Here is a 22,680-nt window from a genome sequence, read left to right as displayed (position 1 = left end):
TTAGCTCCCGCTTTCCATGACCAACCAGAAATCCCTGTTCCAGATTCCCGAAGGAGTCCACTATCTCAATTGCGCCTATATGTCGCCCCTGCTGAAATCAGTAGAGGAGGCAGGTATACACGCGATGCAGCTGAAAAGGAACCCTATCCAGATTACCCCGAATGATTTTTTCACGGGAGCGGAGACACTTAGGATCAATTTCGGGAAACTGGTCAACTGTTCCCCTTCGCAGGTTGCGGTGATTCCATCTGCGAGCTACGGCTTATCGACCGCAATCCAAAACCTACCCAAAGACAAAGGAAACAAGGCGCTTGTCGTGGCCGACGAGTTTCCAAGCGGCTATTATTCCATCGAAAAATGGTGCAGGGAAAATGGCAAACACCTCCTGACGGTGAAGCCTCCAAGCGTAACCCAATCCCGCGGAAAAGCTTGGAATCAAGGCATTTTGGAATCCATCGATTCGGATACGGCTGTGGTCGTGATGTCCTCCATTCATTGGGCAGACGGGACGATGTACGATTTGAAAGCGATTGGGCAAAAGTGCAGGGAAAATGGTGCGCTTTTCATTGTGGACGGAACACAATCTGTAGGTGCTCTGCCAATCGATGTGCAGGAGTACCGGATTGATGCCTTGGTTTGTGCTGGTTACAAATGGCTGATGGGGCCTTATTCGATCGGATTGGCGTATTATTCCGAAGTATTCAATAACGGTGAGCCATTGGAAGAGTCTTGGATGACCCGCAGCAATGCTCAGGATTTTGCCAACCTGACGAAGTATGTGGATAGCTATAGCCTCGGTGCCGGACGGTACAACATGGGTGAATTCAGCAACTTTATCCTGGTCCCGATGCTGAATGCTGCGATAGGTCAAATACTCGATTGGGGAGTCTCCAACATCCAAGAATATTGCGATACCCTGTCGAAACCCATGATTCGGTTTTTCAGGGAACACGGGTTTTGGGTTGAGGAAGATGATTATCGGGCAAAACACCTGTTTGGGGTGATGCTGCCACAGGGAATCAATCGCGAAAAACTGCTGCTTTCCCTGAAGGAAAAACAAATCTATGTCTCAGTCAGGGGAGAGGGAATCCGCATTTCATTGCACCTGTTCAATACCGAGGAGGACGTGGAAGCATTAATCAACGCCCTTCGGAATATCCTCGCGGAAAATCAGTAAATTAACGCTTACCATGGCAGCCAACCGACGAGATTTCATCAAGTACTCCGGACTTGCGGGACTGGGTATGTTTGGCGGAGACTTCGGCATGCTACTGGCGCACCCCGTTCACCTTGAATTACCCAACGACATGCAAGAACCTTTTGAGAAGAACCAACTCGGCCCGTACGGGCCTTGGGCCAAGAGCCTGTTTTTGGATGAATTGCCAAAAATGTCCTTTCGAAGGGATACGTATACCGATTTGGAGGCTTGGAAAAATACCGGGGTAAGCTTGGTAAAGGAGCGAATGGGGTATCTGGGTTTGGATACAAAACCAAAGGTCAAAGTATTAAGATCCGTTGTGTTTGAAGGCCTGCTTTGCGAGGAAATCAGCTACCAATTACCCTATGGAAATCCCACTCGTGCTTTGATTCTTAAACCTGAGAATGCCAAAGGAAAGCTTCCCGCGGTGCTTGGTTTGCATTGCCACGGTGGGAACAAGTTTCTGGGACTCGACAAAATCGCCAAAATTGGAAATGACATTCCCGACTATGTGCAGGAACACCACCAAGCATATTATGAGGGAAAGGCTTGGGCCAACGAGCTGGCAAAACGGGGATACGTGGTGATGGTCAATGACGCTTTTGCATTTGGAAGCCGGCGCGTGATGCTCGAAGACGTACCGGAAGAAAGGAGACGCGGCATCGTTGATTTCGATATGACGAAAAGAACGAACATCGATGCTTACAATGCCTGGGCATCCGACCACGAGCATATCATGGCGCGGTCCTTGTTCAGTGCGGGCACCTCCTGGCCGGCAGTTTACCTGGCAGAAGACCAAGTCGCACTGGATATTTTGGCCGATAGGGCAGACGTGGATACTGGAAGGATTGGTTGCGCCGGTCTTTCGGGAGGTGGCTTGCGGACGGTCATGTTGGGCGGTTTGGACCCTAGGATTTCCTGTGCGATTTCGGTGGGTTTTATGACTACTTGGGCGGATTTCCTCCTCAACAAGTCCCATACCCATACCTGGATGACTTATATTCCGCTGCTGCCGCGGGAGCTCGATTTTCCCGAAATATTCGCTTTGCGGGCGCCGAAACCTACTATGGTGCTCAACGATATCGAAGACAACCTTTTTACCCTCGAGGAAATGAAAAAGACTGACAGGATTCTGTCCGATATTTTTAAAAAAGCCGATGCGGCCGATCGCTACAAGTGCTCCTTCCATCCCGGTCCACACAAGTTTGACCTTGCCATGCAGCAAGAGGCTTTCGAGTGGTTTGATCGGTGGTTGAAAGGGTGATTGGATTTCTGGATAAGCGATTTTGTTCCGGGTTTTTCCATTTTAACTGGAAACAAAGCCTACTTTTTTTGTACGCCTTTCCATGACCAATGTCATTTGTACTAAAGGGCTGTATCGTTAAATTTTGTCACCACAGAAAAAACGTCACAGCCATGTCTACACGGATCATTTTGGTTATCTCCCTGGTAACCTTCTTGGGGAACCAACCAACATTCTCACAGGAAGAGCAGCCTTTTCGGAAGTTTTACGCAGGCATAGAACTGGGGGCGGGAGGACTGGAACTTTCCAGGAACCAGTTGAATGAAGGGCGAACGGCGCGCTTTGCATTGGGTATATATGGTGGATATCGGCCTTTCCGGTGGCTGAGGGCAGGTATCAACCTCAACGGATGGTTGATCGAACCCTACAATCAGTTCTTCTTTTTCTATTTCGAGGAAGAGGGTATCAGCATTTCCAATATTTATGGACAGGTTCAAGTATTTCCGCTGCGGGAACGGCCATTGTTCTTGAATTTCCAAGGAGGAAGTTCAAAGTATGTCAACCTGAATCCGGATGCCCAAAACGCCCCGGGGACCGGAGGGAAAATTGGTCTTGGATATGAATATCCTTTGGGTAAAAACCTCGGGCTATCGCTTACCGCCAATTGGGGTTTCGGCAAATTCGGAGATATTACCTTTCAGAGCGTAAGTGTCACCGATCAGAATTATGATGTTTTTGAATTGCTGTTTGGGGTTACCTTCCGTTGAAATCAAGTAATCCTATCCATTACCATACCCACCATGGGGCAATATCCAGATCGCCATATAGCCAGAAATCGAAAAATGCGTGGGCAATGACCGCAGGCCATAAAGAACCTGACAAATACCTGCTCAATCCCAGCAAAATGCCAACTGCAAAGGTGACACCAAACAAGAGAGTCAACGATATATCGATGGATTGTTCTTGATTCACAAACAAGAATGCTTTATATCCGGAATGCCCCAAAGCCGCGAACGTGACGGCGAATTTTGAATTTAGTGCAGCGGTGGCACCTTGTACATACCCCCTAAATACAATCTCTTCGATGATCCCAATAAGGACCGCAACATATACAAACTGGCCAATCTGCACGGGAATAAGTGCCAGTCCGCTGGTATGTCTGGCAAATGTGGAAAGGAATAGCGACATGAGAACGGTACCTAGAATATACCAGCCTAGATGTTTCCGCCATACCCACAGACTCGGGTGAAAGGTTCCCTCACGAATGGTCAATTGAAGATTCCCGATTAGAAATGCTGCCCCCACCAGACTAATGATCGAGAGGATTTTCCCCGGAAAAGCAAGCGGGGACGTCAAAGCAAAAATCCAAAGTAGAAGAATAAGCGCTCCTGCCTTGATTAGAAGTTGTTGTCCGTTATCAAGCCTCATTTTTCCCTAAGCTTATCCCAAATAATGATCTCTGAATCAAAAATGCCAATAGGGACAAGGGCAACAGAAGTAGCAGCCACCCTGAACCCAGGCAAAATCCCGAATTCGCAGAGATGATGGTATTGGGTAATGCTCTTCGTAATGCTACGGATCTAAGCGAATCGTCGAGATATTCGTCCGACAAGGACAGGTATTTCAGATGCGGCATTTGCATGATGACCGAGTCTATACCTGGGGGTTCTCCTTGGAATAGAAGGTATTCCAATCGATTAAGGTCCCTAATGGCCGAAAGATTCTTGATCACCGATTCTTCATTGAGTTGGGCTAGGTTGAACAACTTCAATCCAGGCTGTGTTTCGACCAGTTGTTTTAAATCAATCCCCAAAGAATCTCCTCCATAATAAATAGTGAGCCAACTCAGTTCAAGATCTTTTAAATTAGTGAAGTTAGGGTACTTGACCATGGAGTAATTCAAATTTTCCAATCTTGGATGACGTCTACCGAAATCGTAGGGGAATGGAGACATAGTGAAAAAGGTCAACTTCTTCAGGTTGTTCAGTACGTGGATCTCTGTTCCCATCCCAAAACAAATCAGATTTTCCAGTTGCTGGTTTTGGGAAAAAAAGTCATAATTCAAGAAGTATTCATCCTCAGGGGCAATCCTCATTGATTTGACCTGAGGAAGTGGTGGAAGTACTCCTTCCCTAATATGATCAGGTAAGCCATCTAAACTTAGAAATTTCAATGTCTTTATTGCCCTTAATATGCCGAAGTCCAGTGAATCGGGAAGTCCTTTAACGCTCAAATAATGTGGCCGAAATTCCGAAAAAAGCCATCTAAGATCTTCATTAACCTCATGAGAGGTTTCGTACCCATAATCGAATATGTCAGTTTGAATGTCGACTTCGGTTTTATATGCTTTTACTTTTTCAAGAATTTCCCTTTCGTTTGATTCAAATGGAAGATCAATATTTATAATCTTCAGGTTAGTTAAATCAAGCTTTTCAAAATTTGAGAGAGAATCATAGGGCGATGAAAATGCCCGAATATTCAGGGCCCAAATTTCATTATTCACCGATAAACCACTTTCAAACCTGATTTTCAAGGTATCCGGAAAATCATCTCGGAAAACCAAATCATAAGTTTCATCAATATTAATCAGGTCACCATGCTGCACGGGTATTTGGATACATTGAAGACTGTCACTTGTTCCAGTAAAATGGATTAATCCAGGCAAGTAGATGTCAATCTGCCCGCTATCCATCTGCTGAACCGTAAGGAGTCTGATCGGCTTCTCGGGCTTTTCCGCACACCCAGCTATTAACACGAAATACAAAAGGGCAAACACGTAAAAACTCGTGGAGAGAAGTAGCTTTGGATGCATATGACCTGCAATTTGGCCCAAAGGAAGATAAGAAGGAAAATGAAGGAAAACAATCCTAATCAGCGGGATGCATGACAATTGTTTCGGCCTTTCAAGGCTCAGATTTCCCCAAACTTACCTGAAAGAATAATCTCTGAATCAAAAATGCCAATAGGGACAAGGGCAACAGAAGTAGCAGCCACCCTGAACCCAAGCAAAAACCTGAATTCGCAGAAATGATGGTGTTTGGTAAGGCTTTTTTCATTGCCTCCAAGTTGAGGGAATCCTCCAAATAATCCTCCGGCATTGACAGGTATTTCAGATGCGGCATTTGCATGATGACCGAGTCTATACCGAATGTTTCTTTCTGAATTAGGAGGTATTCCAACTGGGAGAAATTCCTCAATGCAGATTGGTTTGCCAACCGGGATCTGAAGCCCTCATGCGAGATACTCAACAGCTTCAATTGAGGGTGTGTTTCTACTAATTCCTCCAAATCCAAGCCCAAGGAATCTCCGGAATATTGAAAAGAGAACCATTTCAATTTTTCCAAGCCTTTTAAGTGACTGAAATCACTGATCCAGTTCGATGGAAAATCCAAACTCTCGAGGTTGGGATGCCTCTTTGCAAAGTCGTAATAGGGAGGGAAATATTCTGACGGAACAATTATGGATAGTTCTTTAAGATTTTTCAAAACATGGATTTCAGCTCCGACAACGTACCCGGCAATAAGTCTTTCCAATTGTTTGTTATTGTAGAAAAAATCAAAATTCAAAGGTTCTTCAGCACCTAATGACAAAGATTTGATTTGTGGAAGCTGTGGAAGGATGCCAGTCTGTAAGGATATAGGAATATTTCCAAGGCCTAAAAAGTCCAAGGTCTTTATTGACCTTATAACATGAAAGTCTAGTGAATCGGGTACTTGATCGATGATAAGAGTACTAATCTGGAAATTTGCCGCAAGCCATTTGAGGTCTTCATTGAATAAACCGAGTGTGTCTTTATTGGTGATTACAATATCTATTTGATGTTGATTTCCTTTGATATTCCCAAGGAAATTTTTCTGCGTAGTGTCCATAGGAAAAACAAGCCCTAGGTTCCTTAAGTGGTTGAAATCAAAATCACGGATACTATCCAAAAAAATTGATCTGTTTTGCGATTCCGAAAAATCTATTCCCCAAAGCTCCCCATGAACAAACACCATCGAATCTTGAGGGTCGACTATAATACTATCAGGAAAGCCCTCCCATAAACTGAAGATGAAACCATCACCAAAGATCAGGTCACCATCCTGAACAGGTATATGGACAAAACCAGTGCTGTCGGGAGCCTTAAAATTCCGCCATAGAAATTTGGAACTGGAGACTTCTGAATCTCCCTGGATGGCTAAAAGCCTGATCGGGTTTTCGCGCTTTTCCAAACAACTTGCTGCCAATACGAAGTAAAAAAGGACAATGACGTAAAAACTCGTGGAGAGAAGTCGCTTTGGATGCATATGACCTGCAATTTGGCCCAAAGGAAGATAAGAAGGAAAATGAAGGAAAACAATCCTAATCAGCGGGGTGCATGACAATTTTGTTTGCCTTTCGAGGCTAAGATTTCCCCAAACTTACCTGAAAGAATGATCTCTGAATCAAAAATGCCAATAGCGACAAGGGCAACAGAAGTAGCAGCCACCCTGAACCCAAGCAAAAACCTGAATTCGCAGAAATGATGGTGTTGGGTAAGGCTTTTCGCAATTTTGCGGATCTGAGCGAATCGTTCAGATAATCCTCCGGCATTGACAGGTATTTCAGATGCGGCATTTGCATGATGACTGAGGCAATTCCCCCCGTTTCATCTTGAATAAGTAGATATTCAAGTTCCGAAAAATCCTTTAAAGCAGAATGGTTACTCAACAAACTAATTGCATAATTTGAACTTCGGTATTCATGTTGTTGCTGGAGGCATAATAATTGAAGTTGAGGATGAGTCTCTGCCAATTCAGCCAAGTCAAATGGTAAGGAATCACTGCGATAGAAGATTGACAACCACCTTAGTCTTTCTAGATTGCTGATATCTGAAACAATTAATGAATTATCGGTAGGGTCTGCTACCGCTAGATTTAGATTTAACAGCTTGGGATGCCTGAGATTAAAATTGTATCGAGGGAAAAAGCTCTGATCGGCTATCGTAAGTTTGGTAAGATTGCTTAGTGAATGAATTTCCGTTCCCACAGAATACAATCCAAGAAGTTTTTCCATTTGTTTATTTTGGGAATAAAAATCAAAATTCAACTTAAGGAAATCGTTTTGCGCCATCACCATCATTGATTTCACTTGTGGCATGGGAGGAAGTATTCGTTCTTGAATTGGAATTGGCATTTCCGTAAAACTGAGGAATTCCATGGATTGCATTGATTGGAGAATCCGAAAGTCAAGAGAATCAGGGCCATTTTCGATGCCAAGGTACCTGGGCTGAAAATTAACCGAAATCCATCTTAGGTCTTCGTTGAATACCCCGATACTGTCAAGATTTTTGATTTGAAAATCAATTTGTGGATTGTTGTCGCTGAGCGTTTTTAGAAAATCTTTCTCGCTGGAGTCCAAAGGAAGAACGAGGGTGACTGTCTTAAGATGCTGTAGATCAATATTTTTTGAATAAAATGAAAAATCTTCTCGAAATTTTAACGCGGACAAGTCAATCCCCCAAACCTTGTCATTGACCAGAAGAAGCGAATCTTCAAATTTGATTCGAAGATGGTCAGGAAAATCCTTTCCGACTATTAGATGAAATGATTCAAGTTTTTCTTCCCAACCCTTAATCTTTTCATCAACTGAATTGTAGGATTCTTTTTCAGCATTTGCAAATTCCGGTACAAATTTGACAGTATCATCCTTATAAATTTCGAAAGATCCTAGTGCTCCTACTTGAATCGTGAAATTGGATAATTCACGAATAATGATCAAGTCGCCATTTTGGACAGGAAGGTGTGTGGATCGGAAATTTTTGTCTAAAGAGATTACGTTAAACTCGGGATTGATAATCTCAAACTTTCTATGGTCCGTTGCCTCAAAGAAAATGAGTCGTATGGGCTCTTCTTCCATGGCAGTAATACTGGAAAGCAGTGCAAACAGCAAGGAAATTACCCCAAACAGTGTTGCGAATAAACCCTTCTGTGTCAGCATTTGATTCCTTATTTAGCTTAATGTAAGCTATTAAAAAAACGCCGATTTTTCAATAAAATTCCTCTTTTTACACATGGTTATAGACTTCATGGACGAGTCTTTATTCCGCTCATAATACTGTTGTGGATAGCTATCAAAGCCAGTTTCAATATCAGCTTGAAATTTGTACCTTTTTGACATCAAACACCATCCACCCTACATGAAAACCAGATACTTTACTTTGGCATTGGCTTTATCACTTGTTTGGATTTCCGCGAAATCCCAGCAAATCGACCAATCTTATAACCAGAAGATCAAGGAATTTACGACAGATACCAGGTTTTTGCCAAAGTTGGTATTGGATCTTCCCGACCATCCAACCGTACCATCCCCGCTGAAGCATTTTGGCCATATCATCGGTGCCGAAGGCCAGCTGCACCGCACCGAGCAGATATATGGCTACTACAAGAAATTAGCCGAGACCTCGCCCTCTGTCCATATCCAAAAAATGGGTCAGTCTGAAGAGGGGAGGCCATTTTTTCTGGTCGTGATCGCTGATCCGAATAGCATTGAAAAACTGGACCACTATAAGGCCCAAACTGCGCGCCTGGCGGATCCCCGAAAGACAAGTCCTGAACAAGCAGATGCGATATTGGCAGATGCCAAGCCGATCTACTACGTGTCGGGCGGGATGCATGCCACGGAAATGGGTTCACCGGAAATGCTGATGGAATTGGCCTATAGATTGGCGGTGTCCAACGCACCTGAGATCAAGCAAATCCGCGAAAATGTCATCACCGTCATCAACCCGGTCATGGAACCTGACGGTTGGGATAGGCAAGTGGATTGGTATTACCGGTATACCAAAGGAAGGCCGATTTTTGATGATGGTTTCCCAAGGTCAGCACCCTATTGGGCCAAGTACGTGTTTCATGACAACAATCGCGACGGCCTTCAGATTTCGCAGGAAATCACCAAGTCGATCTTCAAGGGCTTTTTTGAGTTCCATCCGACTGTTATGTTGGACTTGCATGAGTCGGTCCCCTTGCTGTATATCTCCACTGGAACCGGACCTTACAATCATTTTGTGGACCCGATCACACAGAGTGAATGGCAGATTATGGCCAACCACGATATCGCCGAAGTAGCTGCACAGGGTTTGCCGGGAGCGTTCACGTGGGCCTTCTATGATGGTTGGTGGCCAGGCTACGGCATTTGGGTCGCCAATAACCACAATTCAAACGGACGGTTTTACGAAACCTATGGCAACGCAGGCGCGGACACCTACCTCCGCGACTATTCAAATGCCCGATTTGCTGGGGACTTGGCTTCATCCAAGGAATGGTACAGGCCGGACCCCGCCACGCCCTTGGTGAATTGGTCTTTCAGAAACAACATCAATTATACCCAAACCGGGGTGATAGCATCTCTTTCCTATGCTGCCAACAACGGTGCCATGCTGCTGCGCAATTTTTATAAGAAAGGATTCAATAGCCTGGAGAAGGGCAGGGCAGAAGGTCCAAAAGCCTTCACCATTGCCAAGCAACAACGCGACCCAGCGATGGCGGCTTACCTCGCGGGCCAGCTCATGGCGCAGGGAATTGAGGTGCATGAAAATGACGATCATTTTGTGGTGCTGACCGAGCAGCCTTACCGGAACTTGGCGGTTTCATTATTGACACCACAAAGTTATCCCAAGGATGCGAAGTTTCCCCCTTATGATGCCATTGCATGGACCTTGCCTAACCTATATGGCGTCGAAGTGGCTTCAAAGGATAGTTTGGAGTTGGATGTCAACAGCCTGAGGTTGCTCCAAAACGCTCCCGTTTACCAAGGCAAAACCCTTGGACAAGGAAACCAATGGGTGTTGAAATACAATGCCCAAAACAGTGTCCTTTCGGCGCTTTTTGCCTTGAAGGCTAGCAACAAGAATGCGGAGATTTGGGTATTGCCTAGCCAGACTGTTGCGGGACAGGATACATTGACAGCTGGAACATTGGTGTTGAGAAAAACAAATGCAGACCAAGTAAGCGCGGTCGCAAAGGAGTTCGGTTTGGATTTTGAATCCAGCAACCACAACTTCCAAGCCTCAGAATTACAGTCCGTGAAGCTTCCGAGAGTTGCAATCTACCACACTTGGTTCAACACACAGGATGAGGGCTGGTCGCGGTTCACTTTTGACACCAGAAAAATTCCCTATACTTCGATCGACAAGGACGATCTAAAGGCAGGAAATCTCAGAGGCAAGTTTGATGTCATTTTGATCCCTCGTGTCAATGGTAATGCCAAGCGCTTCATTCACGGAGTCGACAAAAAGTATGGCCCAATGCCTTACAGCGAAACTGACCAGTTTCCATCCCATGGCTTTCCTGACAGCACGCCTGATATGACCGGTGGTCCCGGATTTATTGGTATAGATAATTTGCGGAAGTTTGTCGAAGAAGGTGGACTTCTGATTACCCTCGAAAACAGCTCTACGATCTTGGCCGAAGCAGGTCTGATTCCTGAATTGACGCCCGTGGCAACACCAACGCTGTTTCACCCCGGATCAATCGTCCGGGCGAAGGCGCGGAAATTGGATCATCCGGTATTGTTTGGCTTCCCCGAGCATTTTGATCTTTTCCGAGGAAATGGACCACTGCTGCAGACGGACAAATACAATCGCAACTTGATGCTGGTGCAGTACGGAGATAAGCCCCTGAAGGACGAAATTCCCTATGATGGCAAGATCATGGGCATGCCCGAACCCGCAAAGAAAAAAGAGGAAGCCAAGAAGGAGGAAAAATCCCAACCTTATGTGGTCGCAGGAATGGTCCGCAACGAGCAGGAAATCATTGGGCATGGGTCAGTATTCCATGTTCCCGTCGGGAATGGTTCGGTGTTGGCATTCACCTTTGATCCCCTGCACCGTTTTCTCAATCAGCACGAAGCCCCGATGGTTTGGAATGCACTGATGCATTGGGACCGCTTGAAGCGATGAGACTATGATTTCCAGGATCCTTTGGGGAGACAAACTTCAGCAAAGTATTCACTGTGCCGTTTCATTTCCCCAGGTTCTATGAGACGGAAGCCTATGGAAGGATATTTCCTACATCGACTTCCGACCTTCGTTCAAGATTTGTAAATTGGGCTTTGCAATTGGAATTATTCTCGGATGGAAGCAACACAAAAAGAACAGCGCGAGGAATTTGAAAGGTTGCTGCATTTGAGTGGCTACGACCTTGACTATCCGAGTTTGGAGCCCCAATTCAGTAACCTCGCGAAAATTGCCGCGAAAATTGCCGATACTGAAATTTCTCTTGTAAACATCATCGATCTGCATACACAATGGAGTGTCGGAACCTACGGTTTTCCTGCGATTCAAATTCCTAAACAGGATTCAATTTGTCAATACACCATTCTCGGAGATGCGCCATACGAGGTCAAAGACATGAGTAGCGACGTGCTATTTCGGGAAAGATTTTATGTGTTGGGCGATCCGTTCTTGAAGTACTATTGGGGAATTCCACTTCGGGACAAAGAGGGCGTCAATGTCGGTTCGTTGTGTGTGATGGATAAGAACATCAAGACTTTAAGCGACGAAAAGGTCGAGCTTCTCCGTCTAGTAGCAAACGAAGTCGTCCTTAAGATGGAGGCTTTGAAAATGCACGGACTTTTGGAGCAATTCCGCCAAAACATGGAGAGCGTATTTCGAAAGACTGCCCATGACGTAAGAAGTCCGATAGGCGGTATCGTTTCTGCGGCGGATATGCTGCTCGAGCAATGGGGACAAATCGAACGCGATCGCATCCTAGAGTATCTAACGCTTATCCAACAGACCGGGACTTCGGTGTTGGAACTCGCAGAAGAGATTCTTGAAGCGGGAAATTGCAATTCCACCTCCGCCTTTGCCCTGGGCGGCGAGACATTTACGACCCAAGTATTGAAGGAGAAAGTCCTCGCGATGTGCCAAATTCAGGCCCTTGCCAAGGATATTGAAATAAGAATAAATGCCCTCGACGATACCAATGGCGATTCATTTCCCAAGTACAAACTACTGCAAATCGTCGGCAACTTGGTTTCCAATGCAATCAAGTTTACACCATCGTTTGGACAAATCGATATCGTGCTTCATCTTCAGATCGATGGAAGCAGCAAGAAACTCGTCATCAAGATTGTTGATTCTGGCGTCGGAATGACCCGTCAAAAACTCGAGCAGGTGCGCAAAGGAAACGCGGTTTCTCACCACGGCACCAAAGGGGAGAGGGGTTTTGCCTTTGGCTTGGCGTTGGTCCGGGAAATGGTCAAGAGTTTGGGTGGGAGTTTTTCCATTACCTCCCAACCCCTAGAAGGCACAACCGTCTTGGTGGAAATACACTATTAAAAATTTTTACTCAATCGAGAATTTCAGGCAAGCCAGCCAAGGCTATTTTTTCAAAAAAATCGAGGGCCTAGTTGAATTGGCGTATTTTTCATCTGATCTACCAGGTTCCTAATCTTTACTGCTGGGTGTTTACTTCCTTCAAAATCCTCTCTTTGTTAAACACCGGATTTGCGTACATAGCCAGGAAGCTTTCCTTTGCCAATGGATTTTCCTGATCCACGATTTTTTCAAACCTGCGCATAAATTTCTCTTTTTGTTCGAAAGAGTAGTAATGCCCATGGGTTTCCTCACCTGTTAGCAAATCGGCTGCAATATATTTCGTAGGCCAAAGCTCGTATCCAAGGATGATTTGTCGGTCGATGAGATCTGCCAAAGCCTGCATTTGTTTCACGGAGCCCGAGTGCGTTTCCCCAATATTCGTGATTGCCGGATTCAGCGGATCCCCAATATGGATGTGGATGTTGCCTTTTTGCCCCATAATCCCGTTGAGCAACGTGTGGAAATCTTCATTTTCTCCTTTGACATAGGTTTCCTGCCTTGCTTTGGCAAGCAGTTCAGGCATTTTCAGCACATCTGTGGGATCGTATTCATAAGAAATGCTGACGGGCACGACGTTGAGTCTTTTGAAATAATCCAAAAAATGTTCACCAGAATCCCCTGCCATTGATATCATCTTCAATACACCCTTGTGGGTGACATCGTTTCCGTCTTTTGTTCGACCTTCCCTTTGTGCAATCCAAACGGACCGGTTTTCACGCAATAGGGAATACCTGATATATGCAGAAACAGTCTTGGAACTTTCCAACAATTCCCTGGCAGGCAGTCCTCGCTTGATCGTGAAATTACGGGTCAGACGCGAAAGATGGCGCAGAAAGGGTTTTCTCACCAAATTGTCCCCGATTGCGGAGGTAGTCATTTTCAGGCCATGTTCATACAGGGCAGCATTGAGCAAGGAAGTATCCAGAATGATGTCCCTGTGATTGGAAATGAAAAGATAGGCAGTGTTTTTCTCCAGCTTTTCAAATCCAGAAGTCGACAGTCCACTTGAACTGATTTCGAGGACCTTCTTGATGCCGGGGTAAATGAAATTGATCTGAAAATCCCGAATCGAATGGCAATGTACCATCAAGTCCATCCAATATTCATCCGGCTTGTCAGGAAACGTGTAATTCATCATCGCCTTGAGCATCGGATGGTGAATTATTTCCTTTATTGCCTGATCCACTTCTGTATCGTAATAAGGCCTTATTTCTTCAAATTCAGACATGTGCCGGGTCAATTGATTCCGTAAATTAAGGTATTTTTAGTGATAAAAGCCGTTATGGATACTGGTAAACAAAAAAAGCAGCTTTGTGGGCTGCTTGCTTTTTGTTGACCGACTAGGATTCGAACCTAGACAAAGAGAACCAAAATCTCTTGTGCTGCCGTTACACCATCGGTCAGTACCTTGCCTTGTTTGAAAGGTGGCACAAATGTAGGGTTACTATCTTTTTTATGCAAGTATGGAATTCAAGTTTTTCGAATACTGCTGCTAAGGCCCTAAATCTCAATTGATAAAAAATGAAGATTTGCGAAAATCCAGCAGAGATGGCTTGGAAGCCTACGTCAAACAGTGCTTCAATCAGATTCAGGTTGTTTTGATCGGAATCTTTTAATTGTTCTTTTTGATCACTGAGCCAATATCATATCCATGATGGCCACAAAATGGAGAATAGTCCCGGCGAGTACAAATAAGTGCCAGATCGTATGCGCAAACCGCATGTTTGGGCGGGTATAGAAAATTGTCCCCAGCGTATAACTGATGCCACCCGCAGCCACGAGCGTTAGTGCTTGGGTGCTAAGGTTTTCCAGCATCGGTTTTACCAGTAAGATCCCCATCCAACCCATTCCCAAGTAGAGGATGAGAGATGCCCTTTTGAACCTGTGTGTATAAAAAATCTTGAATACAATCCCAAACAAGGCGAGACCCCAGACGATTCCGAAGAATATCCAACCAAGTGTACCCTTTACAGCCATCATCAGAAAAGGTGTATAGGTACCTGCAATCAGAAAATAGATGCCGATGTGGTCAAATGTTCGCAACCAAGCTTTGATTCTCGGCTCTTGGGTCGCATGGTAAAGCGTCGAAAAGGTATAGAGTAGGAGGATAGACCCACCAAAAATGCTACAACTTACAATATCCAGGGTGTTTCCGTTGATCACAGACAGGGTGACAAGCAGCGAAATGGCAATGATGCTGAATAATATCCCAAAGCCATGGCTGATGCTGTTGGCGAATTCTTCTTCAAGGCTCTGTTTTCTCTCCATTTTTAATCGGGATTTTTGACAATAGGCTTCGGATGAAGATAATTCAATTTAAGTTTTCTTTCGAAATCGATTGTATTTTAATTTTCAGTTAATAATCACCTGATTTCTTTGTGATTACGAAAAAATATCCATTGTTTTGCCTCAAATTTTAAAACGAAAAACAAAATTTTAAACCAAAATCATACAATTATGTCAGTAAAGATTTCTGAAAAAACGATTGTTTCTACATTGGAAAAATTGGAAAAGTTGAACTTGGATGAGAAGCTTCATGCCGAACTTTCTTGGTGCTGGAACAGCTACAAGTACGACAGCAATCCTGTAGGTGTAATCGAAAAGAGCAAAGCTGCTTTGGAATTGTTCAAAGCTAAGAGAGAAGAGAACAGCAAGGCAATTGCCAAGAAACTGATCGAGGATCTTGAAAAATTTGCTTCAAACTAAGAGCAACAAAAAAGGCTTCCAAACGGAAGCCTTTTTTCTTTATTGATTTGTTGTCCGATTATTCGCCTACAACCAAGAATTTCACAGTGCTTTTCACCTCTCTGTGAAGATCGACCTCTGCCTCAAATTCACCCGCACCTTGAACGGGCACGTTGATAGAGATTTTCTTACGGTCGATTTCGATTCCGTTTGCAGCAAGTGCATCAGAAATCTGAAGCGTAGTGACCTTTCCAAAGATTTTGCCGGATTCACCGATCTTGGCTTTGATTTCAAGCGTGATGTTGGAAAGCTTCTCAGCCAATTCCAATGCCGCGGTTTTGATTTTTTCAGCTTTGTGAGCAGCCTGCTTTATATTTTCAGCAAGGACTTTCTTGTTGGAGCCGGTAGCCAAAACAGCGAAACCCTGTGGGATAAGGTAGTTTCTACCATAACCGGGCTTCACGGTTACCAAGTCATTTTTGTAGCCAAGTCCTTTGATATCTGTTTTTAGAATAACTTCCATTGTCTTACAATTTAATGATGATTGAACAGATTATTTCAAACCGTCGGTTACGAATGGCATGAGCGCAAGGTGTCTTGCCTTCTTGATGGCATTGGATACTTTCCTTTGAAATTTCGCAGAGTTGCCGGTAAGTCTTCTAGGAAGGATTTTGCCTTGTTCGTTGACAAACTTCAATAGGAAGTTAGGGTCTTTGTAATCAATGTACTTGATTCCGTTTTTTTTGAAACGGCAGTACTTCTTCCTGTTTTCGTTTCTGTTGATTGGTTCGTTCTTCAGTGTCATGCTGCTTGCTCCTCCTTAGCTTCTGATTTTTTGTTGAATTCGCCTTTTCTCCTTTTCTCTCCATATGCTACTGCATGTTTGTCGAGAACAGTCGTCAAGAAACGCATCACTTTTTCGTCTCTGCGGTATTCGATTTCCAACTTTTTGATCAAAGTAGGATCAGCAGTGAATTCTACCAATACGTAGAAACCTGTGGTCTTTTTCTCAATTGGATAGGCAAGCTTCTTGAGCCCCCAATTTTCCACATTGATAATGTTTGCTCCCTCATCTTTTAACAAGTTTACGAACTTGTCCACGGTATCCTTCATCTGAGTTTCAGACAAAACGGGAGTTAGGATGAATACCGTCTCATAATTTTTCTGGGACATAATCGTTTGATTTGGTATGTTTTTTATAAACAGACCGCAAAAGTAGGGATTTGCGCCTTCTAATCCAAATAGAAGGCGCAAATTATAAGTCTATTTCACCTCAAAAGTCTTGGCACCGATTTGATAGCCATCGGCATAAATCCTTACTTCGTAAACTCCCGGGGCATATTTGGTCCCTTTTTCATAGAAGTAGGTCAACACTTGCTTTGAGTTGTCAAATATGATGTCTTGGTGTACTGTGTAGAATTCCTCCCGGCCGTCGATGGTAAAGGTGCCTGAACCCTTTGCAACGTCAAAAATTGGTTGGTTGTTGGGGGCCATCACCTGTACATATATATCCCTGGGACCGGGTGTGGCGACTTTGTTGTCGGCGAGGTTGAAGCTTACTTTGAGTTTTTCGATCTGCCTGTTTTTGAATCCGTCCTCGCGTTCTTTACCTCTTGCATTGACAGCGGCCACTTGGATATTTTCCGCCCGCAACTTGGAAGCAATATTGACTTTCTCCTGAAGCTCGTTTCTTTTGACATTGAGTTCGGCAACTTCCTCCTGCATTTGGGCTTGAGTAGACTTCAAGTCCGTATTTTCGGAATATAGCTGCTCGTTGATTTCCCGAAGACGGATGATTTCTTGGTCCTTTTCCTCAATTGTCTTGGCATAGCTTGCGATGCGCTTGTTGAGGGAGGCAATTTCGTCTGCAGAGCGTTTTCTATCGAGGTTTCTTTCTTGGATCAACTGGTTTTTGATTTCTTCCAAGGCAGCGACGTCACCGCCAAGCTTATTGATTTCTTGGATTCTGAGGTCGAGCTGGTAGGTCATCGAATCGATGCGCCTGTTGAGTTCAGTGTTCTCCTCCGAAAGGATGAGGATTTCCTCGGATTTTCTGGTCTTGTCCAAATGGTCCGTGTACAACTTAATTCCGCTGAGCACGACCAGGATCAAAAGGACAATGATGAGAATATTCTTTCCATTGCCACTTTTTGCTGTAGATTGTGGATTGTTCTCCATAGTAAGTAAGAAAGTAGATTTGCTTTAAATTTAAGAAATTATGATGAGTAAACTAAATGCCGAATTTTGGTCTGAAAGATACCTCAAATCTGAAACAGGTTGGGATGTAGGTGAAGCAACATTGCCGATTAAGCAATATCTAGACCAAATTGAAAATAAGGAAGTAAAAATCCTCATTCCCGGCGCAGGAAACGCCTACGAGGCTGTTTATGCCTATCGGAATGGCTTTTTCAATACGCATATTTTGGATTTTTCACCAGTTCCTATCAAAACCTTTCAAAACCGCTATTCTTTTTTTCCAATGAAACAGATTCATTTGGCGGATTTTTTCGACCATGAGGGGAAGTATGACCTGATTTTGGAACAAACCTTCTTTTGTGCGTTGGACCCAAGCCTGCGACCTGCGTATGTGAAGAAAATGAAGTCCCTATTGACTTCAAATGGAAAACTCGTTGGCGTCATGTTCGACAAGGTATTTGAAAAGCAGGGTCCTCCGTTTGGCGGAAGCAGGGAAGAATATCTGGACCTTTTTTCTCCCCATTTCGAAATCCTGAAGCTTGAGTCCTGCTACAATTCGATAGCTCCACGAATGGGTGCGGAAGTATTTACGATATTTCGGAATAGAATGTAAATCGGATCAAAATCTGAATTTCAGTGAAATGATTTGTTTAACTATAATTTTTGACTCCGGTAAATCTTAAAACTTAAGCACATAACCGGCCTTCGGCAACTTGGGATTCAGGAAAACAATTCCACACTCATAGAAATCAATGCTCACGCTGACCCGGGGATGGTATTTGATTTTTCGCCAGGCGTTTTCCATTTCCCGTGACCAGTGGATGTCCGCAATGGCAATGATGCTTTTGGCACCTGATTTCTTGACTATGGCTTCAAAATATTGAATCGTGGCCTCGTAAGTATGTGTCGCATCGATCAAGGCAAAATCAACGTGATGAACCGAGTCCAGAACTTCCGGTAGCGTTTGGCTGATTTCCCCTAAAATATATTCGGTATTGGCAGGGGAGGCTACCTCTTGCGCTTTGTTCAACAATTCTGGGGATCCTTCAAAAGTAAACAACTTTCCCTTGGTCACCTCGGCCAGGAATCTGGTGTTGATTCCAACACATGTACCAAGCTCCAAAACAACCTGAGCGGGTGTCTGCAGGCAAAAAAACTGGTACAACATGGAGAACTTCGGCGAGCTTGTGCTGTATTTGGTTACATCTTTGACTTTCCGGAGCTTTCCGGTGACATGCTTTGACCCAGCGCCAAAATCCTCCACCGTCAAAACTTCTGTGTCTCTCAACAGGTCGTCGCGTATTTTTAGGATATCGTTGAACTGGTCTTTGTTTTCTTGAATATAGCCGATCAAGCCATTGTATATTTCGAAAACAAAAGGTGATTGGATGGAGAATTGGTCTTCCTGAAGCAGCCAAAACTTAAAATAAGACCAAGCTGGGAAGTAACGTTGTTTCAAACTAATTGGCGAAAATGTCGGCGATCAACTGGAATTCAGGAATTTTAACTTCAAATGGTTTCCCATCTATAAGCTTTTCCATATAGTAGGCCCCCCGCATTTTTCCTAGACCAGACCTTAAATTACATCCAGACACATATTCGTGGCTTTGACCGGGTTCCAAAATCGGCTGTTGTCCTACCACGCCTTCACCTGCAACAATCTTGGTTGCATCGCCCGCGTCAAAAATCTCCCATTTCCTTTGTAACAATTGAACAGTATGGGTACTGTTGTTCTTTATATTTACTTTGTAAGTAAAAACATAATGGTGTTGCTGAGGGCTGGAAAACTCAGCTTGATAGGTGGCTTCGACGGTGACTTTGATGCCTTCTGTGATCGCTGTGACCATGTGGGGTGGGGTTGGGGTTCCAAAAATTCTAAATATCACGCGTATTTCCAAACAATCTTCGTAAATAGTCTAAAAATGGATGTCAAGATAGAGAACAGTTGGAAAGGTCTTTTAAATGAGGAGTTTAGCAAGCCCTATTTCAAGCAATTGGTGAATTTTGTAAAACAGGAGTACCAAAGTCAAACCGTGTTCCCAAAAGGTCCTGAAATCTTCAATGCTTTTTGGCATTGTCCCGTCGACCAGGTCAAAGTTGTCATCCTAGGCCAAGACCCGTACCATGGACCAGGTCAAGCGCATGGACTATCATTTTCCGTCCGGGAAGGGGTCCCTTTTCCTCCGAGTTTGCTCAATATTTTCAAAGAGATAAATAGAGATATTGGAAAGCCGATGCCTTCCAACGGCGACTTGACCCCTTGGGCGGATCAGGGTGTTTTGCTGTTGAATGCTACACTTACAGTTCGTGCCCATCAGGCGGGGTCTCACCAACAAAAAGGATGGGAGGAGTTCACCGATTCCGTAATCCATAGGTTGGCTCTGGAACGTGAAAATATTGTTTTTATGCTCTGGGGATCGTATGCCCAAAAAAAAGGTGCTTTTATTTCCGATGAAAAACACCTCAAACTGCTTGCGCCGCACCCGAGTCCGCTGTCTGCCCACAGGGGTTTTTTGGGCTGTGGGCATTTTTCAAAGGCAAACGCTTATTTGAAGTCCAAAGGGATTGAGGAAATCAAGTGGTAAAGAGAAAGTAAAGGGGGATTTTTTTGGTTTTCGGATTCAAATTGAAACACGTGCTACCGATCGCATATTGATATTTGGGATTTGAAATACAGGGTTTCGATCCTTTGGATAAAACCGCTAAATTGTGGTATTGCAGTCTGTTTGAAACGCAGGCAATATGATTTGTATTCTACCAATTAATCTTTGTTGTATGTCGGAAAAAAACAATGAAATGAAATCGAGGCGTGAATTTTTGCAAAAACTCACGATTGGCGCAGGAGTGATTCCATTTGCTCTTCAGTATCAGCCCGCTTTTGGTCGCGAAAAAGAACATACCGTAGCCGATGGACCTGTACTTCGGGTTGCCTTGATGGGTCTTGGTAGCTACGCCAATCGGGTTGCAGAAGCGATGCAATCCTGCAAGCGGGCCAAGATTACAGGTGTCATTAGCGGGACGCCCTCCAAAATCACTGATTGGCAGAAGAAATATAACATTCCTGCCAAAAATTGCTACAACTATGAAAACTTCGATGCCATAAAGAACAACCCGGACATCGATGCAGTCTATATCATCACGCCCAATAGCCTCCACCATCCTCAGTGTCTTCGCGTTGCGGCTGCAGGCAAGCATGTGATTTGTGAAAAACCGATGGCCATCAACGCCAAACAAGGCAAGGAAATGGTCGAAGCCTGCGAAAAAGCGGGCGTCAAACTGTTGATTGGTTATCGCATGCACTTCGAAGCTAATACGCTTGAAGTTGTCCGGTTGAGAAAGGCTGGTGAGTTTGGGAAGATCAAGTTTTTTCAGGGCCTCAGCGGATTCAAAATCGGTGACCCGACCCAATGGCGCCTCAATCGCGAGCTGGCTGGGGGCGGAGCGATGATGGATATTGGTATCTACGCCATAAACGGCTCGAGGTATATGATTGGCGAAGAGCCGGTTTGGGTAACGGCACAAGAGACCAAAACTGACCCAGTCAAATTCAAGGAAGGGGTAGATGAAACCATCACGTTTCAATTGGGATTCCCTAGTGGTGCGACTGCGTCCTGTTTATCGACCTATGCGGTGAGCTACCTCGATAAGTTTTTCTTGGTCGGAGAGGGTGGATTTGCCGAAATGCAACCATCCACAGGATATGGCCCAATCAAAAGCTGGACGCACAAAGGCAGGCTGGATTTGCCACACGTCACACATCAGACCACCCAGATGGATGAAATGGCGGCGATCATACTCGATGGCAAGCAGCCCATCATTCCAGTGGATGGCAAAGAAGGCTGGAAGGACATGGTCATTATCGATGCGATTTTTGCCGCGGCGAAAAGTGGCAAAAAGGTTGAAATCAAATATTGACAATTTTATATGAAGGCAGCCAATTCATGGCCGATTATGGCAATGGCTTTGGTGCTGTTGGGGTTTGTCCTGTCTATCTATTCGATCAATCGACAGATAAAGCCACCTGCTGCCACACATGCTAAATTCCAGTTGGAGATCGATACCAATCTCCAGCTGGCAAGTTTTTACCAACTACCTGATACGACCCAGTCGATCACTGCCATCAAACCGGTCGTTCAAATGGATTCAGAGCTGCTAGCCTACAATCTCAACCCCAAGTTAATGGTTTGGGCTTTGGTTTTTTCGATTCTGTTTGGTTTGGCTTTGGGTTCGGTGCCACTATCCATTGGAAGGTCGGCGTATCTGATCAGGATTTTTGGTATTTCCTGGAAAGCTGTGTTTGGGAGTATTGCCGGAATTTTAGTGTTTTTTGTCTTGGTATTGTATGTAAGTTCAGGCGAAGGATCCGGAAAACTGCTGTCGGCAGTTCAGTTGATGATGGACTTCAAAATACTATTTTTTGATCCCAAAGCTATTGAAGTGATGATTACCATTGTGGTGTTGACGGGTTCTTTTGCTGCCTATGGGATCCTGTTGATCAATTTTTGTGCGCCTAGGGTTCTTTTGGGTGAGGATCAGTCCGCGATGCAAAGGTTTTCAAAACTCAAACTATTGGATGACAACCTTAACGTACTACTTGGCGTGATTTCGATCCTGATCATGTTGTCCGTGGTGGCGCTTTCCGTGCTACATCAGGCGATTCAAGGTCAATTTACAGTTGTAAACGCGAATATTTTCCCTTCTGAATTCATTTACGCATACGGCTTGGTATTCACAATTTTCCTCGCAATCATCTATTTGCCTACCCATTTTCACTTGAATCAGATTCTGCTAGAGATGAAGCAAACAGCGGATGATATGGGCCTGCAATCTGAAGAACATTCTAAAATGGTGCTTGGAGGCACATTGAGCAAGAATTTTCAGGTGCTTTTTGCCATCATTGCACCCCTTATCGGAAGTGCTCTTACCGAGATGTTGCAGCAGGTGGCATTTTGATTCTACGCAGCGTCTAGCGTGAACAAGAGGTTCCGCGTGTCATTTCAAAAATATTCGGAGTTGTCA

General features: G+C 44.4%; 22 protein-coding genes and 1 tRNA gene. 10 read left to right on the top strand and 13 right to left on the bottom strand.

The window, feature by feature from the left end; all coding sequences use genetic code 11:
- Positions 1-16: 16 nt before the first annotated feature.
- From L0U89_RS08215 to L0U89_RS08205, 3 genes are all read left to right on the top strand, one after another.
- On the top strand, positions 17-1,177 hold the full coding sequence (locus L0U89_RS08215; protein ID WP_234861090.1) for an aminotransferase class V-fold PLP-dependent enzyme: 1,161 nt from the start codon (positions 17-19) through the stop codon (positions 1,175-1,177).
- A gap of 13 nt (positions 1,178-1,190) precedes the next feature.
- Positions 1,191-2,462, top strand: a complete 1,272-nt coding sequence (locus tag L0U89_RS08210; RefSeq protein ID WP_234861089.1) for an alpha/beta hydrolase family protein — start codon at positions 1,191-1,193, stop codon at positions 2,460-2,462.
- Between the two features lie 152 nt (positions 2,463-2,614).
- Positions 2,615-3,208 (top strand): hypothetical protein, encoded by a 594-nt coding sequence (locus L0U89_RS08205; protein WP_234861088.1) that lies wholly within the window; start codon positions 2,615-2,617, stop codon positions 3,206-3,208.
- Positions 3,209-3,227: 19 nt separating this feature from the next.
- On the opposite strand, the gene L0U89_RS08200 is transcribed toward L0U89_RS08205, so the two are convergent.
- The 4 genes from L0U89_RS08200 to L0U89_RS08185 all read right to left on the bottom strand — a co-directional run bounded on the left by L0U89_RS08200 (position 3,228) and on the right by L0U89_RS08185 (position 8,399).
- Positions 3,228-3,869, bottom strand: a complete 642-nt coding sequence (locus tag L0U89_RS08200) for a CPBP family intramembrane glutamic endopeptidase (protein ID WP_234861087.1) — start codon at positions 3,867-3,869, stop codon at positions 3,228-3,230.
- Entirely contained in the window at positions 3,859-5,274 is a 1,416-nt protein-coding gene (locus tag L0U89_RS08195) for a hypothetical protein (protein ID WP_234861086.1), read from the bottom strand. The genes L0U89_RS08200 and L0U89_RS08195 overlap by 11 nt, the downstream gene beginning before the upstream one ends.
- 70 nt (positions 5,275-5,344) lie before the next feature.
- Complete coding sequence (locus L0U89_RS08190) at positions 5,345-6,727, bottom strand: hypothetical protein (RefSeq protein WP_234861085.1); 1,383 nt, start codon at positions 6,725-6,727, stop codon at positions 5,345-5,347.
- 97 nt (positions 6,728-6,824) lie between these two features.
- The gene (locus L0U89_RS08185) at positions 6,825-8,399 is read right to left on the bottom strand and encodes a hypothetical protein (protein ID WP_234861084.1); all 1,575 of its coding nucleotides are present in this window, start codon (positions 8,397-8,399) and stop codon (positions 6,825-6,827) included.
- A 199-nt stretch (positions 8,400-8,598) separates the two neighbouring features.
- Between L0U89_RS08185 and L0U89_RS08180 the strand changes: the two genes are divergently transcribed.
- Entirely contained in the window at positions 8,599-11,358 is a 2,760-nt protein-coding gene (locus L0U89_RS08180) for a M14 family zinc carboxypeptidase (protein WP_234861083.1), read from the top strand.
- Between the two features lie 174 nt (positions 11,359-11,532).
- Positions 11,533-12,741 (top strand): GAF domain-containing sensor histidine kinase, encoded by a 1,209-nt coding sequence (locus tag L0U89_RS08175; RefSeq protein ID WP_234861082.1) that lies wholly within the window; start codon positions 11,533-11,535, stop codon positions 12,739-12,741.
- Between the two features lie 115 nt (positions 12,742-12,856).
- Here the strand turns inward: L0U89_RS08175 and L0U89_RS08170 are convergent, their stop codons facing one another.
- The 3 genes from L0U89_RS08170 to trhA form a co-directional block, all read right to left on the bottom strand.
- Entirely contained in the window at positions 12,857-14,008 is a 1,152-nt protein-coding gene (locus tag L0U89_RS08170; protein ID WP_234861081.1) for a lysophospholipid acyltransferase family protein, read from the bottom strand.
- 104 nt (positions 14,009-14,112) lie between these two features.
- Positions 14,113-14,183, bottom strand: a tRNA-Gln gene (locus L0U89_RS08165).
- Between the two features lie 226 nt (positions 14,184-14,409).
- Complete coding sequence (gene trhA / locus L0U89_RS08160; protein ID WP_234861080.1) at positions 14,410-15,048, bottom strand: PAQR family membrane homeostasis protein TrhA; 639 nt, start codon at positions 15,046-15,048, stop codon at positions 14,410-14,412.
- Positions 15,049-15,237: 189 nt separating this feature from the next.
- Between trhA and L0U89_RS08155 the strand changes: the two genes are divergently transcribed.
- On the top strand, positions 15,238-15,486 hold the full coding sequence (locus tag L0U89_RS08155) for a hypothetical protein (protein WP_008625800.1): 249 nt from the start codon (positions 15,238-15,240) through the stop codon (positions 15,484-15,486).
- Positions 15,487-15,544: 58 nt separating this feature from the next.
- Here L0U89_RS08155 and rplI read toward each other — a convergent pair whose 3' ends face one another.
- The 4 genes from rplI to L0U89_RS08135 all read right to left on the bottom strand — a co-directional run bounded on the left by rplI (position 15,545) and on the right by L0U89_RS08135 (position 17,643).
- Positions 15,545-15,988, bottom strand: coding sequence for a 50S ribosomal protein L9 (gene rplI / locus L0U89_RS08150; protein WP_008625797.1), 444 nt, complete (start codon positions 15,986-15,988; stop codon positions 15,545-15,547).
- 30 nt (positions 15,989-16,018) lie between these two features.
- Positions 16,019-16,270, bottom strand: a complete 252-nt coding sequence (gene rpsR / locus L0U89_RS08145; RefSeq protein ID WP_008625795.1) for a 30S ribosomal protein S18 — start codon at positions 16,268-16,270, stop codon at positions 16,019-16,021.
- Complete coding sequence (gene rpsF / locus L0U89_RS08140) at positions 16,267-16,638, bottom strand: 30S ribosomal protein S6 (protein ID WP_008625794.1); 372 nt, start codon at positions 16,636-16,638, stop codon at positions 16,267-16,269. Before rpsF ends, rpsR begins: the two co-directional genes overlap by 4 nt.
- A 90-nt stretch (positions 16,639-16,728) precedes the next feature.
- Positions 16,729-17,643, bottom strand: a complete 915-nt coding sequence (locus tag L0U89_RS08135; protein WP_008625793.1) for a DUF8428 domain-containing protein — start codon at positions 17,641-17,643, stop codon at positions 16,729-16,731.
- A 43-nt stretch (positions 17,644-17,686) separates the two neighbouring features.
- On the opposite strand from L0U89_RS08135, the gene L0U89_RS08130 reads away from it, so the two are divergent.
- On the top strand, positions 17,687-18,274 hold the full coding sequence (locus L0U89_RS08130; RefSeq protein ID WP_234861190.1) for a class I SAM-dependent methyltransferase: 588 nt from the start codon (positions 17,687-17,689) through the stop codon (positions 18,272-18,274).
- A gap of 66 nt (positions 18,275-18,340) precedes the next feature.
- Here L0U89_RS08130 and L0U89_RS08125 read toward each other — a convergent pair whose 3' ends face one another.
- Positions 18,341-19,120 (bottom strand): O-methyltransferase, encoded by a 780-nt coding sequence (locus tag L0U89_RS08125; protein WP_234861079.1) that lies wholly within the window; start codon positions 19,118-19,120, stop codon positions 18,341-18,343.
- 1 nt (position 19,121) lies between these two features.
- Entirely contained in the window at positions 19,122-19,508 is a 387-nt protein-coding gene (gene apaG, locus L0U89_RS08120) for a Co2+/Mg2+ efflux facilitator ApaG/CorD (RefSeq protein ID WP_008625790.1), read from the bottom strand.
- A gap of 75 nt (positions 19,509-19,583) precedes the next feature.
- Between apaG and ung the strand changes: the two genes are divergently transcribed.
- The 3 genes from ung to L0U89_RS08105 all read left to right on the top strand — a co-directional run bounded on the left by ung (position 19,584) and on the right by L0U89_RS08105 (position 22,614).
- Complete coding sequence (gene ung, locus L0U89_RS08115; protein WP_234861078.1) at positions 19,584-20,246, top strand: uracil-DNA glycosylase; 663 nt, start codon at positions 19,584-19,586, stop codon at positions 20,244-20,246.
- 211 nt (positions 20,247-20,457) lie between these two features.
- Positions 20,458-21,576: a Gfo/Idh/MocA family protein gene (locus L0U89_RS08110; RefSeq protein ID WP_234861077.1), complete on the top strand. Its 1,119-nt coding sequence runs from the start codon at positions 20,458-20,460 to the stop codon at positions 21,574-21,576.
- A 9-nt stretch (positions 21,577-21,585) separates the two neighbouring features.
- Complete coding sequence (locus L0U89_RS08105; RefSeq protein ID WP_234861076.1) at positions 21,586-22,614, top strand: hypothetical protein; 1,029 nt, start codon at positions 21,586-21,588, stop codon at positions 22,612-22,614.
- Positions 22,615-22,680 lie beyond the last annotated feature (66 nt).

Source organism: Mariniradius sediminis (assembly GCF_021491425.1).
Taxonomy (GTDB): domain Bacteria; phylum Bacteroidota; class Bacteroidia; order Cytophagales; family Cyclobacteriaceae; genus Mariniradius; species Mariniradius saccharolyticus.
This window is presented reverse-complemented; position numbering and strand designations above follow the sequence as displayed.

Coding starts and splice junctions, on each gene's coding strand:
- L0U89_RS08215 (WP_234861090.1), top strand. CDS start 17: ATGACCAACCAGAAATCCCTGTTCCAGATTCCCGAAGGAGTCCACTAT.
- L0U89_RS08210 (WP_234861089.1), top strand. CDS start 1,191: ATGGCAGCCAACCGACGAGATTTCATCAAGTACTCCGGACTTGCGGGA.
- L0U89_RS08205 (WP_234861088.1), top strand. CDS start 2,615: ATGTCTACACGGATCATTTTGGTTATCTCCCTGGTAACCTTCTTGGGG.
- L0U89_RS08200 (WP_234861087.1), bottom strand. CDS start 3,869: ATGAGGCTTGATAACGGACAACAACTTCTAATCAAGGCAGGAGCGCTT.
- L0U89_RS08190 (WP_234861085.1), bottom strand. CDS start 6,727: ATGCATCCAAAGCGACTTCTCTCCACGAGTTTTTACGTCATTGTCCTT.
- L0U89_RS08185 (WP_234861084.1), bottom strand. CDS start 8,399: ATGCTGACACAGAAGGGTTTATTCGCAACACTGTTTGGGGTAATTTCC.
- L0U89_RS08180 (WP_234861083.1), top strand. CDS start 8,599: ATGAAAACCAGATACTTTACTTTGGCATTGGCTTTATCACTTGTTTGG.
- L0U89_RS08175 (WP_234861082.1), top strand. CDS start 11,533: ATGGAAGCAACACAAAAAGAACAGCGCGAGGAATTTGAAAGGTTGCTG.
- L0U89_RS08170 (WP_234861081.1), bottom strand. CDS start 14,008: ATGTCTGAATTTGAAGAAATAAGGCCTTATTACGATACAGAAGTGGAT.
- trhA (WP_234861080.1), bottom strand. CDS start 15,048: ATGGAGAGAAAACAGAGCCTTGAAGAAGAATTCGCCAACAGCATCAGC.
- L0U89_RS08155 (WP_008625800.1), top strand. CDS start 15,238: ATGTCAGTAAAGATTTCTGAAAAAACGATTGTTTCTACATTGGAAAAA.
- rplI (WP_008625797.1), bottom strand. CDS start 15,988: ATGGAAGTTATTCTAAAAACAGATATCAAAGGACTTGGCTACAAAAAT.
- rpsR (WP_008625795.1), bottom strand. CDS start 16,270: ATGACACTGAAGAACGAACCAATCAACAGAAACGAAAACAGGAAGAAG.
- rpsF (WP_008625794.1), bottom strand. CDS start 16,638: ATGTCCCAGAAAAATTATGAGACGGTATTCATCCTAACTCCCGTTTTG.
- L0U89_RS08135 (WP_008625793.1), bottom strand. CDS start 17,643: ATGGAGAACAATCCACAATCTACAGCAAAAAGTGGCAATGGAAAGAAT.
- L0U89_RS08130 (WP_234861190.1), top strand. CDS start 17,687: ATGAGTAAACTAAATGCCGAATTTTGGTCTGAAAGATACCTCAAATCT.
- apaG (WP_008625790.1), bottom strand. CDS start 19,508: ATGGTCACAGCGATCACAGAAGGCATCAAAGTCACCGTCGAAGCCACC.
- ung (WP_234861078.1), top strand. CDS start 19,584: ATGGATGTCAAGATAGAGAACAGTTGGAAAGGTCTTTTAAATGAGGAG.
- L0U89_RS08110 (WP_234861077.1), top strand. CDS start 20,458: ATGAAATCGAGGCGTGAATTTTTGCAAAAACTCACGATTGGCGCAGGA.
- L0U89_RS08105 (WP_234861076.1), top strand. CDS start 21,586: ATGAAGGCAGCCAATTCATGGCCGATTATGGCAATGGCTTTGGTGCTG.